Origin of the sequence: Exiguobacterium sibiricum 7-3 (genome assembly GCF_000620865.1) — a bacterium.
Classification (GTDB): Bacteria; Bacillota; Bacilli; order Exiguobacteriales; family Exiguobacteriaceae; genus Exiguobacterium_A; species Exiguobacterium_A sibiricum_A.
The window spans coordinates 1,764,358-1,777,332 of record NZ_KK211190.1 but is presented as its reverse complement, the minus strand read 5'-3'; the positions used below and the strand labels follow the sequence as shown (position 1 = coordinate 1,777,332).

Sequence of the window (12,975 nt, the reverse complement as noted above, 5' to 3'; positions counted from 1 at the left end):
TATACAAGAAAGGTGTTCTTCCGCAACTGACGGAAAGAACACCTTTAAAGTACTATCATTTACGCTTTAACTTCTTCGCTTTTAACTTCATATCCTGATAGGTGATCATCGGACTGTCGTCGACGGTCAACCGGAGATGGTTCGGTTCCCCTTTTGAGGTGATGCCGGAACAATACAGAACGTCGGCATACTGGTCAAACAGCTTTTCGTAGGCCGGCAAATGGTGCATCAGGCGACCGGGCGAACCCCAGCCGCACAAGACGACACCATTCGTCTCCTTGACCTGACGTAACGTCTGTTCGACGAACTCGTAATTGATTTCGTCGAAACTGGCTTGCGCGAACGGCAAGTCTTCGCTGACGAGCAGGTCCGGCATCAGACTGATGATGTCGTATTGTTTGATCGGATCTTCGATATGCTTTTTCATCAAATTATACGCGCGTTGCGTCGTCGTCCCGGATAAAAAGGCATCCGTCGTCCGCGGCGTGTAAATCAGGGCGGCGACGTATGCGCCGTCCGTCACGTCGTCAAAGATGTAACTCCGCAGATAGCGTTTTGTTTTTGCTTCGTCAAACGTCGTTTGGACGCGGATCGACGATTCCTCAATCGTCAAGGACGAACGATCGGGTTGTGTCATGGTGGTGCCTCCTTTTAGTTGGTCAAACGTAAACTGATGCGAAGGAGTTGGGCAAGTGTCTGTTTCTTGAAATCGAGATCGTTCGCATCAATCGGCTCGATTTGTTGTTGATAGGCATCGTATTGGTCGAGGACGTCAATGACATACTGTTCACTGCGATTGTATTCAAACAGGGCAGATTCAAGCGTTCCTCGGTCAGAGCGTGTCGTGACGTCGTGCTGATTGAGGTACTTCGCGGCCGTGTGAGCGCTGTCCGTCAAATCCGTCGGATCGGCTTTGCCGTCTCCGTTCGCATCGACACCAAGTCCGCCATATTGTTTGATGGCTTCCGGATCGGTCAAGTCAATCCCGTCATGCTCGATGTCGCCAAGTGACGTTCCGCCTTCATACCCCCAACCGACCCATGTCTTCGGCATGAACTGGAAAGGGCCGATTGCACCGACGGAAGACTGCATGGCGGACGATTTCGAGAAGATCGTCTCGACGCGATGAATCGCGGCAAGTAACTTCCAATCGACCTCGTAGCGGTCACCGGCTTGTTCGTAGATGTCGATATTCTCGGCTGGGACACCGTACTGTCCATAATAGGTGCGATACAGTTCATTTTGGACACGTTCCCGGTTTTGCCAGTAGATGATGCTACTACCGATGAGGACGATCAGTACGAACAAGATGCTTAATCGAAAAACTTTTCGCATTTTGTTCTCTCCTCTTTCTGTGATTCCACTGAATGGTATCATATTTCGCAAGCGGCTAATAGTTTTTTTGTGAAGTCCGTTCCCGTGCAACGGTGAGAGCGGTCACATGCTACGAGAGAATAACGGAAATCCTGTCGCAAAGCTTCATTTTAAGAAGGGGTTTCCGATTAAATCTGGTTGTAACGAGTAAAGAAGTTGTTAATTACTGACATCGTCAAAACAAGCGAAATTTGATAGACTGAATGTCAGATGAAGTCATCGTTCATTTTTTAAGATTTTGACGGTTGCAGGAATCGTCGATGGGCTTGTAAAATGAAGAGGTAAACGCTTACACATCAAAGGAGATGGACGAAACCATGCGAACGATCACTTCCACTGGCGAACGAAAGAAAACAAGTTGGACTCTGAATATCGGGAGTCAACCGAAGTTGATGATGGATGGACTGACGGAGAAAGAAACAGATCAAGAACAACGGATCATCTTCGATCACTTTTACATTCCAACAACGGCTACACTGATTTTTCGGTTCAAGGAACGTTTCCCGAACCATCTCTGCGAGAACGGGTATGATGTGTATGGAGCAGCAGCATTTGATGAACAGGTCGTGGAATTGATTTCGAACTGGTTCATCGAACTGGTCACCGTCTTGACGGCCATTCAACGTACGAAAGGCATCCAGCACTTTTTGATTGAGGGTGGGGTCGCCAAACGGACGGATTTCCTTCCGACCGTGCGCCGGACCTGCCGGGCACTTGAATCAACAGTTGATATCACATAATTCGTTAGACCGCCGGCCGACGCCGGCGGTCTTTTTTTTGGTAGACGACAAAACGGTCCCTCACCGTAGAAGCAGATGAAGGGACCGTCATTGAAAAAATGATTTTGGAAACAGACGAGGAAAAGGCTTCCTTGTAGTCGAAAGCATTACATAGGGTTCGAGAAGTTTTTTTCAGCCGCCCGACACGCCCGGAGCAAGGCATCCTTGAAGAACCGGTCTTCTTGCGAGGCAAGCATACGGGTCGCTTCCTCGTCACCGCGAAGAGACTTGCCGAGCATCTGGATGACTTTGACCCAGCGCCGGACGTGGTCGAGCTGCGGACGTCCCATCGCGACGTAGACCGTGAACCAGTCGTTTTGATCACGGCGGATCATCCGTTGGAAGAGTGACTTCGCGAGATCGACTTCTTCCGTCGACGGGACCGTCATCGTCTCGAAGTACTCCCGGAGTGAAGCAATGGCCGTGACATAGGCTTCTTTGACGTCAGCGGACGGTTGATGTTTTCCGTAATCGGACGTCGACAGATGGATCAAGGCCGGTTTCTTTTCGATTCCGGTGATCCAGGCGGACATCGTCTTGCTGCTTTTGACCGCTTGCCGGTTGGCGACGGGCAGTTTGGCCGTCACTTGGCCGACCTTGCCGATGACGTTGACTTTTCCGTTACGTTCCTGGACTTCCGTCACCGTCATTTCGACCGTATCGCCCATTTCGAACGGGATCGCTTTCGGTTGGAGTTTTTCACCGGCCGTCAACGGCGCACGTTTGCGGATCATCCGTAACGCTTCTTGCTCCATCCGGTCGTCGAGCGACCAAAGGTGTTCCGGCGGGACGTTACGGAAACGGCGGCGGCGCACTTTGATGTATTGATCGAGGGCATCGGCAGCCTGCTCCCGGGACATCTCGCCGGCAGCGACCGGTCCGATGATATCGCGGAGTGTGATTGATTCGAGTCGTTCCATGATTCCTTCGAATGGAATCAGCTCCATCACGTAGAGGCTGCTGACGACGAGTTCACATTCGCGGGGCGTAAGAGGGCGTTTGGCCATAAATTGACTTCCTTTCCAGTTGCTTGATGTTTCTAGTATACCAAAAAAAAGTCACCATCACCTCTACGGGTGATGATGACGATGAGTTTTTCTCCGCTTAAATGACGTAGGCGGATTCCGAACTGTTTTGCAACTCGGCCTGGCTCAACTTGACGAGCCCGTCATGGAACGGGTCGTGGTCGACCATCAGCTGTCCGAGTGCCTTGATCTCGGTGACCGACGTATCGGGTTTCGCACCCGTCAGGCGTAAGCGGTACGGTTTTTTGAGTAACGTATCGAATGTCAGAACAATCGTGTGTTCCATCAAATTCCTCCTTTAATTGGTGTAGTGAAGTGCCTTAAGCGTTAAGTAAAGCGAAATCACGGCTGATTTCCGTGTGTGTGTACGAGCCGGCAAGCATCTTACCGATTGCCTGACCGATTGACGCGACGACTTGCGGTTCAAGATCGGACCGCAGACCGTTAAAGCGACGGCGGGCGAGAACAGCATCCCCGTTTGGTGTCACCTTGTCGTTTCGTTCGAAGACGACGACTAAACTGGTTTTGATTTCTTCAGCTTGTGTCATGTGTATCACCTCCTTCGCCCTTATTGACAGGACGAAAACAGGAAATGTTCGGAAAGGGTGAAAAAAAGTATGGTCTGGTTACGTTTTTTACGACGGATGTCCTTTTTGAGGATGCGGACGCTCGCCTATGCGTCGTTTCTGTTTGTGTTCGGTGTCGCCTTAATCATGTATCTGGCGGAACCGGACACGTTCGGCTCTTACTTCCGGGCCGTCTACTGGACGATGACGACGGTCGTGACCGTCGGGTACGGGGACTTTTTCCCGAATACGGATTTCGGACGTTTCATGACAATCTTCGTCTTCATCTTCGGCATCGGGATCGTCGGCGGTCTGATTTCAAAACTCGTCGACGGAGTCCAATTGATTCGCAATCAAAAGGAAAGAGGGTTATTGCAAGTGAAAGAGACGGGACATACGTTAGTCTTCGGCTACAGCCGCCGTTCAAAACACGTCATCGACGAATTGCTTGAAACAACAGACGTCATCCTGATCGATGATCTCGAGCGGGAACCGTTCAGTCATCCGCGGTTCCATTATGTCAGCGGTGACCCGGCGCTGGACGCGACGTTACAGCGGGCGAATATCAAAAAAGCGACCCGGGCGATCGTCCTCGCCGATCATTCGATTCCACCGGCGCTTGCTGACGGCCGGACGCTGTTGATCGCGGCGAGCATCGAACGGGCGAATCCGAACATCTATACGATTGTCGAGATGATGCTCGAGGAACATCTCGACAGTTTTGAACAGGTCAAAGTCGATGAAGTGTTGCTCGGCGACGAAACAGTCGCCCGAATGGCGATACTCGCCGCCTACCATCCCGGTGTCTCGAAAGTCGTGACGAATCTCTTGACGAAAGACGGGGACGGGATGTTTTCGCTTCCCGCTAAACCCGAGTGGCAGACGTTTCGTGATGCCTTTCATATCCTGCTCGAAGACGGGGTGACGATTTTATCGGACGGTAAACGGCTCGATTTGAATCGGCGGTTAAACGAACCGATTCCTCCGAATACGACACTGATCGTCCTATGCAGTGAAGAAACCGCGCAGCGGATTGGAGCTGTCTGAGGAATAGGATTACATTAATTCTTTTTCGGGTATAGTAAATACATTTACTATGCAGAGGAGAAAAGTGTATGACAAACTCACAACCAGAATGGATTCAGGAATTATTTGAGACGGTCGATCAAGGGGAATTAAAAGATGTTCCGAAATTACTTTATATGGCGTTGACGTTAGAGCCAAGTTATTTCACAAAAGCAGTTAGTCGGTTAAATCAACGGCTCGAAGTCGAAACGTTACAGGAAGTCTCGGAACTGTTGACGGTTTATCGTCAATTCTTCATCTCCGCTAATCCGTCGGAAGAATACTGGTCGATTGCCTGGAACGAATTGATTCAGACGATGCACCATTTCATCGACCGGACAGAAGCACAACAGTTGTTTAAAGAACATATTGATTTGATTGATTGGTGGTCAAGTGAATCGTTATTGTCGTTACCAAGTTGGTTGACGGTACTCGATCTCGCAGAACGAATTGATGCACTTGAACAATTTTCCAGTTACTTACCAGACATTTTTGAGAGCTACGCTTTGGAGACGGCGAAGGATGAACCGTTTGCCCGCCTCGCTTGGTACGCGCTCGCCAGTGGTCAACAGGATTTACTGACACCGTTCCGGTCACGGATTGAGCAGTCGGACGTACCGGTCATCCGATCACTCGGCGATGCGGATTTACTCGATCAAATTGATACGACACGGGTTCGTATGTTAAAGTCTAAGGATAACGAACCGATAGAATTGATGTTTGATCGAAAATGGACATTATAAATTAACTCATAGAAAGTGACATCTAGATACTACACGAATTTAATCCAAGGGGTGTAGGGATGATACACGTCAATTTGCCGCGAGGTGATTATGTCGTTTTAGTGGAGATCAACCGGGAAGTCTTGCTGTGCCATTCATTAGAAGAAGCAGAGCAGGCGGAACGCGATCGGTATGAGCTGGTCGGACGGATGAGCGAACGTTTGCCGTCTGAAGTGATTGGTCCGTCGATTGCTGATTTTGTCCGGTTTTCCACCGGTTTTATCGGAGAAGCCGTGACGTGGAGCGAGGCAGAGGAAGCCTTCTTCTGCCAACAGTTCGAGACGTTTGACGGATCACCGCTCGGAGAAGATTTGACCGGGATTGATGCCAAACGTTGGCGTGCCGTTCTCGTCCGTTATTACTCCTATGTCACGATCGGAAAAATCATTCCATTTGAAGTCAGCGAAGAGTCCGATGGGACGGTTCCATTTTTTTAGTCCGTTTGGATCAGCACATCAATAGAATCGGCGTGTAAAAAGAGAAGGGCAGGGTCCACATTGAAAAAGAAACTTGCACTACTCACATTTGCTGTCGTCGTAGGGTTACCTACTTCTGCGTTCGCTAATTCTCAATATGTGCAGTATGATCCGACGTTTAATGAACAACAGAAACAAACATGGCTTGCGGAACAGGGACTTCAGGAAGTTCGGGAATTGAAACAGGACGGATTTTCACTCGTCGAACCGTTGCCGCACATCGACAAGGCGGATGTCGAAGCCGATCTGATTCCGGTCAGTGTCGTCGAAAAGGCGACGGATTCCGCTCAATTGCAACAGACATATCTCGACCAATCGCGTATTCCTACTTACTGGAAATACAGTCGTGGTAAATCGGACGTTCGTGTTGCGGTCATCGATGATGCGATTGATGTCAATCATTCGGAGTTCAAAAATGTCATCTATAAGACGACGACGATTTCCGGCATCCGGAAACCGGACGATCACGGGACGCATGTCGCAGGAATCATCGCGGCAGCGGAAGACGGCAAAGGAACGGTTGGGGTCGCATCCGGTGTCAAACTGATTGGCGCTGACGTCTTTGACGGCGACTTTGCCAGTTCGATCGATATCGGGGACGGCGTATTGTATGCCATTTCCCAAGGCGCCGACGTGATCAATCTGTCGCTTGGTCAATACGAATACGATCCGTACATGGAAGCCGCAATCAAAAAAGCGGAAGCGAAAAACATCATCGTCGTCAGTGCAGCCGGGAACGACGGACGCAATAAACTGTTATTCCCGGCCTCGATGAACTCGGTCATTGCCGTTGGTTCGGTCGGGACGCTCGGTCGGGCTTCGACGTTCTCGAACTACGGGAAAGGGCTGAACATCATGGCACCGGGTGAGGGCGTCTACTCGACGATGGTCGGCAACAAGTACGGTTATCTCGACGGGACATCGATGGCAACACCGATCGTCAGCGGTGTCATTGCCCTTGCGAAATCGAAGAATCCGTTCATTACGAACAGTACGCTCCGCAGTAAGCTGTATGCGGCTGCGGCGAAAAAGACCGGCGATACGTCACTGCATTACGGGACAGGTCGTTTGAATGCCGGGATGCTTGCGACGATTCCGTCACCGGTCTCGAAAGTGTCCGTCCCGTCCGTCTTGAAGCCGAATCAGCCGTTCGCGCTTTACTTTGACGAGTATTCGAACGCGAAGACGCTGACCCGTCTGTACAAGGACGGTAAAGTCGTCAAGACGTTTACGAATGACTATCTGCGGAACGGTACCCATAAGTATACGTACGCTTTAAAAGAAGCAGGGACGTATAAACTCGTCTTTGCGACGTCGAGCGGGCGTCATACACGCGTGACGGAGCGGGTCATCACCGTCAAATAACAACAAAAAAAGCCGTCTCACCTTAGGGGAGACAGCTCGTTAGGGACTCAAAGTATTTACTTTGGGTCTTTTCCTTTTTTATAGATGGGCGTCGGAACGTCTAGCGCTTCGCCGGTCCACTGAATCGTTGCTTCCATTTTGTAGCCGGTATCGTCTTCATGGATGAACGACAGGCGTCCTGAATCGATCAGCTGATACAAGCCGTATTCGACTTGATTCGCCCACGACCGTAACGTCATCGCTTCGTCGTACAGCGGAATCTGTTGCGGGAACCGTTCATTCATCAGTAAGATGTCATGCTGGTCAAAATGGTAACTCCGTTTCGAAAATGCATCAGGTTGTTTTACATTAAATGGCTCGAACGCATGGATGAGTTCACCCTTGCGGTAAAAGGCAAAAATGCCGTTCCGGAGATGAAGGGCCTTGATTTCATCAATCTCGATCAAGAACGTCAACTTCCGTACGGTACGCTGGTTCGTACCAGAGCGTCTTTTTTTCATGGTATATGCCCCTTTCTGAACCATTGTACTATACCGTAAAATCAGGAAGAATTGCAACTTTTCCGCCCATCAAACGAGAAATACCTCTTGCTAGAAACGCTCGCGTGCGCTACACTGTTAAGCAGTGACTATGTTGGTTCGGACAATTGCGGGGCACTTCGGTGCTTTGAGGAAAGTCCATGCTCGCACAACCTGCGATGGTTGTAGTGATCGTGCTACACGAAAAGATAAGTGTAGGCAGCGTCGTGCTGACGGCAGAAGGAACGCCTAAGTCTTCGGATATGGCCGAAACTTCTTGAAAGTGCCACAGTGACGGAGCCTTACTGGAAACAGTAAGGGTGGAACGAGGTAAACCCCACGAGCGAGAAACCCAAATTTGGTAGGGGAATTTCCGGAGCGGAACTGAACGCGAAGGAGAGCGTATGTAAATACGGAGATAGATGATTGTCGCCCACGTGTGAGGGTCAAACCGTTTGCAACACTAGGGAACAGAACATGGCTTACAGGACCACATAGGCTGTTATTTTTACTTTGAACGAGAGTCCAGGTCCAACTGGGCTCTTTTTTTATTGAACTGAAATTGGAAATTTTAAAAACAGGTAGGAGCGTGAACAATCATGGCAAAACGTTTAGTCATCGCGACGGCGGCAATGGGAATCGAATCCCTCGTCGCCAAGGAAGTCCGCGATTTAGGATACGAGTGTACGGTCGAGGACGGAAAAGTCTACATCGATTGTGAGCTCGAAGACATTCCCCGTCTCAACCTCTGGTTACGGACGGCAGACCGCGTCAAACTCGTCGTTGCGGAATTTAAAGCGACATCATTCGAAAAATTATTTGATCAGGTCAAAGACCTCCCGTGGAGCGAACTGTTGCCGTGGGAAGCGAACTACGTCGTCAACGGCCGCTCGGTCAAATCAAAGTTGTTCTCGATCCGTGACTGTCAGAAGATCACGGAAAAAGCGATCGTCTCGCACATGCAGGAAGCGTACAACATGGGCGATGAGTGGTTACCGAAAACCGGTGCCAGCTTCCCGATCGAAGTCGCGCTCTTAAAAGATATCGCGACGCTGACGATCGATACGTCAGGCGATGCGCTGCATAAACGCGGCTACCGCGAGTTCCACTCGGCGGCACCACTGAAAGAGACGATGGCCGCGGCAATGCTGATGCTGACGAACTGGAAGCCGGATATGCCGCTTTATGACGTCTTTACGGGTTCGGGAACATTGGCGATTGAAGCGGCAATGATCGGTCGGAATATCGCACCGGGGATCAACCGCGAATTCGCTTCGCAGGAATGGGCCTGCATTCCAAAAAAAGCCTGGTTTGATGCAATCAAGGAAGCAAACGACAAAGCTGAGTGGGACAAACCGCTCAAAATCTATGCCAACGATACGGATCCGGAGATGGTCAAGCTCGCAAAACAAAACGCCGAGCTCGCAGACGTCCGGGACGCGATCAACGTCATGCAACGTGACGCGGCTGACTTCAAGCCGAAGGAAGACTTTGGTGTCATCATCGGGAACCCGCCGTACGGAGAGCGTCTTGAGGACGCACGCGAAGTCCATCAGCTGTACCGGAAGATCGGTAATGCATTCCGTGAATTCCCGTATTACAGTGTTTACATGATCACGTCGTACGTCGAGTTCGAAAAAGCATTCGGCCGCCCGGCGACAAAACGCCGTAAGCTGTATAACGGGAATATTGAAGTACAATTTTATCAATATTATGGTCTCCGCCGGAAAAGACCGCAGTCTTAAGCGGTTTTCAAGGATAGGGAAGTCGCCAGTTCCCACTCAGTTCCAACTTTTTAATTTTTTTCGCCAAAATGTCAGGAGCCGCTCGGTTGAGCGGCTTTTTTGTCGTCCAATGAAGACGCGAACTGAGAAGCCATATTTTCCTGTAAGGTGTGAATGGAATACGCGTACTTATTCGTCACAGTTTTGACATCCGGATTACAAAATTATTCTTGGATGACCTTCGCATGAATCCTGACTTTGAGCAGTAAAGTGTCGTGCGTGTATCGAAATCCTTGGCAATTGAAGATAACGTCGACTTAAGTCAGAACACAGAGGTATGAAATGGTCACGCCAGCACAGACTAGGAGAGTGAATTCACTTCCTCGTCTCATCAAACCCCATCAATATCCGGTGTGGATAAATCTAGTCGTGAAAATTCAGCAGTATCCATACTGCTGTTTAGCTCTGTAAGCTTTTGAATCGCTTCTTGCCCTCGATAATATCCATCTTGACGTGCCGACATTTCATCACTTTTAAATAGTTTCTCTGAACTAATTAAATTTGCTACGGTAGATTGCATCTTGATGACCGTCGCTGATAAGGAGTTGGCAGTATATTTAATGCTGCCGTCAGCTGTTGGTGACTTCTGTATGCTGATAATTTTCTCAGACATACCATTTATCATAATGGAAAGGGCATCACCCGTTGTCATCTCGTCACCTTCTGCTGGATATTCGAGCGACATTTGGTAATATATTTCATCAGCTTCTTTTAGCATAGTTGTAAGTTGGAATTGACCGTCTAAAAGCTCTGCAATTAATTCTCCATCGTCTTCACTCATTATTTCAGAAGCATCAGTAGTTCCTTCTAAAGCATCTCCGGAAGGGGCGTCAAGAATTGCTTCGTTCAAAGGAATAGCGAGAAGCGATTCTTCCCGACGGCTTGGTAGGTAAGTAGAGGCTTCTTCCCACGATTCAAAACTAAGAGCCATCCCGTATGTCTCTAAGCTAAACGCCATTGAATTAAAATTGTCTGCTAACTGTTCAAGCTTCACAAAATCAAGATTTTCAGTTCCTTCGACTGAAATGTTTTTTTGGTTGTTCAAGAAAACGCCAGTTGCCATGGAATGAGCAGTTTGAGCTGCATCATTCAACAATGAAATTTGATTATCGAGCTTTTCCACGACATCATCGGTGATGGTTTTCTGGAAATCTTGAATAGCGAAATTTTTAGATTTACGTAAGGCTTCTTGCTTTGTCACGAGATCGTCTACAAATTGATTTGTTGAATCGATGGCGTCTCGCAAGTCATCTTCTCCCGTATTCACAGCTTGTTGTATTTCATTTAGATTGCTCACATCGCTAGGTGATTGCACTTTAACGGTAGTTTTAATTTTCTTTTCAGACATTCCTTGATCGACTGATTCTTTTTTATCCTCTGCTTTCGCTTCTTGCTTGGGTTCTTTCACTTCATCCGTTTCGTCATTGTTCGCCATACTCCCAACTGCTCCTATGGAAATTACAATCAAAATAGCTAGTAGCGTCCCTTTCCCATTAAGTCCTGATGAATACCGATCCGAACGTTTTCGTTCTTTCAAAATATGAAGTCCTCCTTATTTTTCATTTTTAGATATGAATATTTTGAGATTTCATCATCATTAATTTAGTTGACGTTTTCTAATGAAGTTCGTAATCACTATTGCAAGACCAACAATAAGATATAGGATTCCGTTACCAACGATAACGAATCCGATAAAAGCAGCTGAAAAAGCAGCCCCAAAACCGTCTCCACCCATACTGTGATCTATTTTTAAAAAGATAGAACCTGATATTAAAGCAGTGATTGGTCCAAGAATTCCGATTATTAAGCCGGATCCCCATAAAGGCATTTTACCTTTCCTGTATAAAAGAACAGCCGACAAATTCAAAACGATTAAGATTGATATTAGAACACTCCAAACTAGTCCATCACCACTCATTCAAAATCCTCCGTTCTTTTAAAAAGGTAATATATGTATTTTTTTATTGAGTTGATCATATCATAAACGCGAGAAGTTGGTATCTTTATTTCCAATTAAAGGTATAGAATGAAGAGAATACTTGTAAATAGGAGCAGTTCGAAAATTGAGGAGGATATAAGATGAAACCGATTGAAAGAACATTGACTTTGCTCAAACAAATGTTTAAAGATGAGCCGAGATTTATTATGGGAAGATACGGTAGAAACGGATGGGCAACTTGTAGTTTTAATAAACCTTTAACTTCTCAAGAAATTGAATCCTGCTTGCCTGAAAATAATTTTACTTTGCCGAAAGACTATAAACATTTTTTAACGTTGCATGATGGATGTGGCTTATTTAGAACTGAATCTGATTTAATTCTAGAATTGTTTCCTCTTAAGGAAATGCTCGAAATGTCAGAAGAACACCATTCAGAAGACGGTCTCCTCTCAGAAGGAAACTTCTGGATCATAGGTCAAATAGATGAGGATTGGATTTTAATTGATAAAAATCAATGTGCGGATGCAGAAGGATCCTTTAAAAAACCATATATCACAGTTATGCATCCATCAGATGGTCTGGATATGGCTGTTCCATTAAATTTGAATTTCGAATGTTTTTTAGAACGCGCTATTATTGCACAGGGCGATTACTTTTGGGAGTGGTCAGAAGACCTTGAAATGACTGTAATATATGATGATACTTTAACGTATGAAGAAGTCGACGAAACACTTTATCTTGAAGATAAGAAATAAAACATTGTGAGTAGTTTTAAAAAGGAGAATGCGTGATGAGCTATACTTATCTGCCACTGACACAAAGTCAGGCGGAAGAGATTGCCTATGAATGGACATACGAAGGCGACTTTGCCTTTTATGATATGCCGAACGATCAGGACGACTTGGCAGAATTTTTGGATCCCGATCAACGGACGGAACATTATTATGCGGTGATGGATGAAACAAAACTAATCGGATTTTTTGTATTTGAGCCTGGACAGAATAGTCTTGAGTTGGCACTGGGAATGCGACCAGATTTGACGGGACAGGGAAACGGTCCAGCGTTCTTGAAAAGTGGTCTCGCCTTTGCGATTCAAAAGTATCAACCGCGCTACATCGAATTAGCCGTCGCAACCTTTAACGAACGGGCCATCCGGCTGTATGCGAAAAGCGGTTTTGAACCGGTTGAACGGTTTCAACAGGAAACGAACGGCGGAAGTTATGAATTCGTCAAAATGCGTCTGCATACAGGAATCATGAAATGAATATGGAACAGTAGTTAATGTGGACGGACAACGAGGGA

Annotated in this window: 16 protein-coding genes and 1 other RNA gene; 9 read left to right on the top strand and 8 right to left on the bottom strand. The window is 47.5% G+C overall.

What is annotated here, in order from left to right; translation table 11 throughout:
* Positions 1–55: 55 nt before the first annotated feature.
* A complete protein-coding gene (locus tag P402_RS0110305) occupies positions 56–637 on the bottom strand; it encodes a DUF1643 domain-containing protein (RefSeq protein WP_026828606.1) in 582 nt (193 codons plus the stop codon).
* A gap of 14 nt (positions 638–651) precedes the next feature.
* Complete coding sequence (locus P402_RS0110300; protein WP_026828605.1) at positions 652–1,335, bottom strand: lytic transglycosylase domain-containing protein; 684 nt, start codon at positions 1,333–1,335, stop codon at positions 652–654.
* 356 nt (positions 1,336–1,691) lie between these two features.
* Between P402_RS0110300 and P402_RS0110295 the strand changes: the two genes are divergently transcribed.
* Entirely contained in the window at positions 1,692–2,114 is a 423-nt protein-coding gene (locus P402_RS0110295) for a hypothetical protein (RefSeq protein ID WP_026828604.1), read from the top strand.
* A gap of 146 nt (positions 2,115–2,260) precedes the next feature.
* Here P402_RS0110295 and P402_RS0110290 read toward each other — a convergent pair whose 3' ends face one another.
* The 3 genes from P402_RS0110290 to P402_RS0110280 form a co-directional block, all read right to left on the bottom strand.
* A complete protein-coding gene (locus tag P402_RS0110290; RefSeq protein WP_012370144.1) occupies positions 2,261–3,160 on the bottom strand; it encodes a hypothetical protein in 900 nt (299 codons plus the stop codon).
* A gap of 97 nt (positions 3,161–3,257) precedes the next feature.
* Complete coding sequence (locus P402_RS0110285) at positions 3,258–3,464, bottom strand: DUF2922 family protein (RefSeq protein WP_012370145.1); 207 nt, start codon at positions 3,462–3,464, stop codon at positions 3,258–3,260.
* 34 nt (positions 3,465–3,498) lie between these two features.
* Entirely contained in the window at positions 3,499–3,726 is a 228-nt protein-coding gene (locus P402_RS0110280) for a DUF1659 domain-containing protein (RefSeq protein ID WP_012370146.1), read from the bottom strand.
* 69 nt (positions 3,727–3,795) lie between these two features.
* On the opposite strand from P402_RS0110280, the gene P402_RS0110275 reads away from it, so the two are divergent.
* The 4 genes from P402_RS0110275 to P402_RS0110260 all read left to right on the top strand — a co-directional run bounded on the left by P402_RS0110275 (position 3,796) and on the right by P402_RS0110260 (position 7,432).
* Complete coding sequence (locus P402_RS0110275) at positions 3,796–4,791, top strand: potassium channel family protein (protein ID WP_051525151.1); 996 nt, start codon at positions 3,796–3,798, stop codon at positions 4,789–4,791.
* 68 nt (positions 4,792–4,859) lie between these two features.
* Entirely contained in the window at positions 4,860–5,552 is a 693-nt protein-coding gene (locus P402_RS0110270) for a hypothetical protein (RefSeq protein ID WP_026828602.1), read from the top strand.
* 59 nt (positions 5,553–5,611) lie between these two features.
* A complete protein-coding gene (locus P402_RS0110265; protein ID WP_026828601.1) occupies positions 5,612–6,028 on the top strand; it encodes a hypothetical protein in 417 nt (138 codons plus the stop codon).
* 60 nt (positions 6,029–6,088) lie between these two features.
* Positions 6,089–7,432, top strand: coding sequence for a S8 family peptidase (locus tag P402_RS0110260; protein ID WP_026828600.1), 1,344 nt, complete (start codon positions 6,089–6,091; stop codon positions 7,430–7,432).
* A 56-nt stretch (positions 7,433–7,488) separates the two neighbouring features.
* Here the strand turns inward: P402_RS0110260 and P402_RS0110255 are convergent, their stop codons facing one another.
* Entirely contained in the window at positions 7,489–7,932 is a 444-nt protein-coding gene (locus tag P402_RS0110255) for a hypothetical protein (protein WP_234944590.1), read from the bottom strand.
* A gap of 134 nt (positions 7,933–8,066) precedes the next feature.
* On the opposite strand from P402_RS0110255, the gene rnpB reads away from it, so the two are divergent.
* Together rnpB and P402_RS0110250 are read left to right on the top strand one after the other, a co-directional pair.
* Positions 8,067–8,440, top strand: an RNA gene (gene rnpB / locus P402_RS16875) — RNase P RNA component class B.
* Positions 8,441–8,549: 109 nt separating this feature from the next.
* The gene (locus tag P402_RS0110250) at positions 8,550–9,695 is read left to right on the top strand and encodes a THUMP domain-containing class I SAM-dependent RNA methyltransferase (protein WP_026828599.1); all 1,146 of its coding nucleotides are present in this window, start codon (positions 8,550–8,552) and stop codon (positions 9,693–9,695) included.
* 370 nt (positions 9,696–10,065) lie between these two features.
* Here P402_RS0110250 and P402_RS0110245 read toward each other — a convergent pair whose 3' ends face one another.
* Together P402_RS0110245 and P402_RS0110240 are read right to left on the bottom strand one after the other, a co-directional pair.
* Complete coding sequence (locus P402_RS0110245; RefSeq protein ID WP_026828598.1) at positions 10,066–11,271, bottom strand: hypothetical protein; 1,206 nt, start codon at positions 11,269–11,271, stop codon at positions 10,066–10,068.
* A gap of 60 nt (positions 11,272–11,331) precedes the next feature.
* Entirely contained in the window at positions 11,332–11,652 is a 321-nt protein-coding gene (locus P402_RS0110240; RefSeq protein ID WP_026828597.1) for a hypothetical protein, read from the bottom strand.
* 161 nt (positions 11,653–11,813) lie between these two features.
* On the opposite strand from P402_RS0110240, the gene P402_RS0110235 reads away from it, so the two are divergent.
* Positions 11,814–12,428, top strand: coding sequence for an SMI1/KNR4 family protein (locus P402_RS0110235; protein WP_026828596.1), 615 nt, complete (start codon positions 11,814–11,816; stop codon positions 12,426–12,428).
* Positions 12,429–12,463: 35 nt separating this feature from the next.
* Positions 12,464–12,937 carry a GNAT family N-acetyltransferase gene (locus P402_RS0110230; RefSeq protein WP_026828595.1) on the top strand — a complete coding sequence of 158 codons (474 nt, stop codon included), beginning with the start codon at positions 12,464–12,466 and terminating at the stop codon, positions 12,935–12,937.
* Positions 12,938–12,975: the final 38 nt, after the last annotated feature.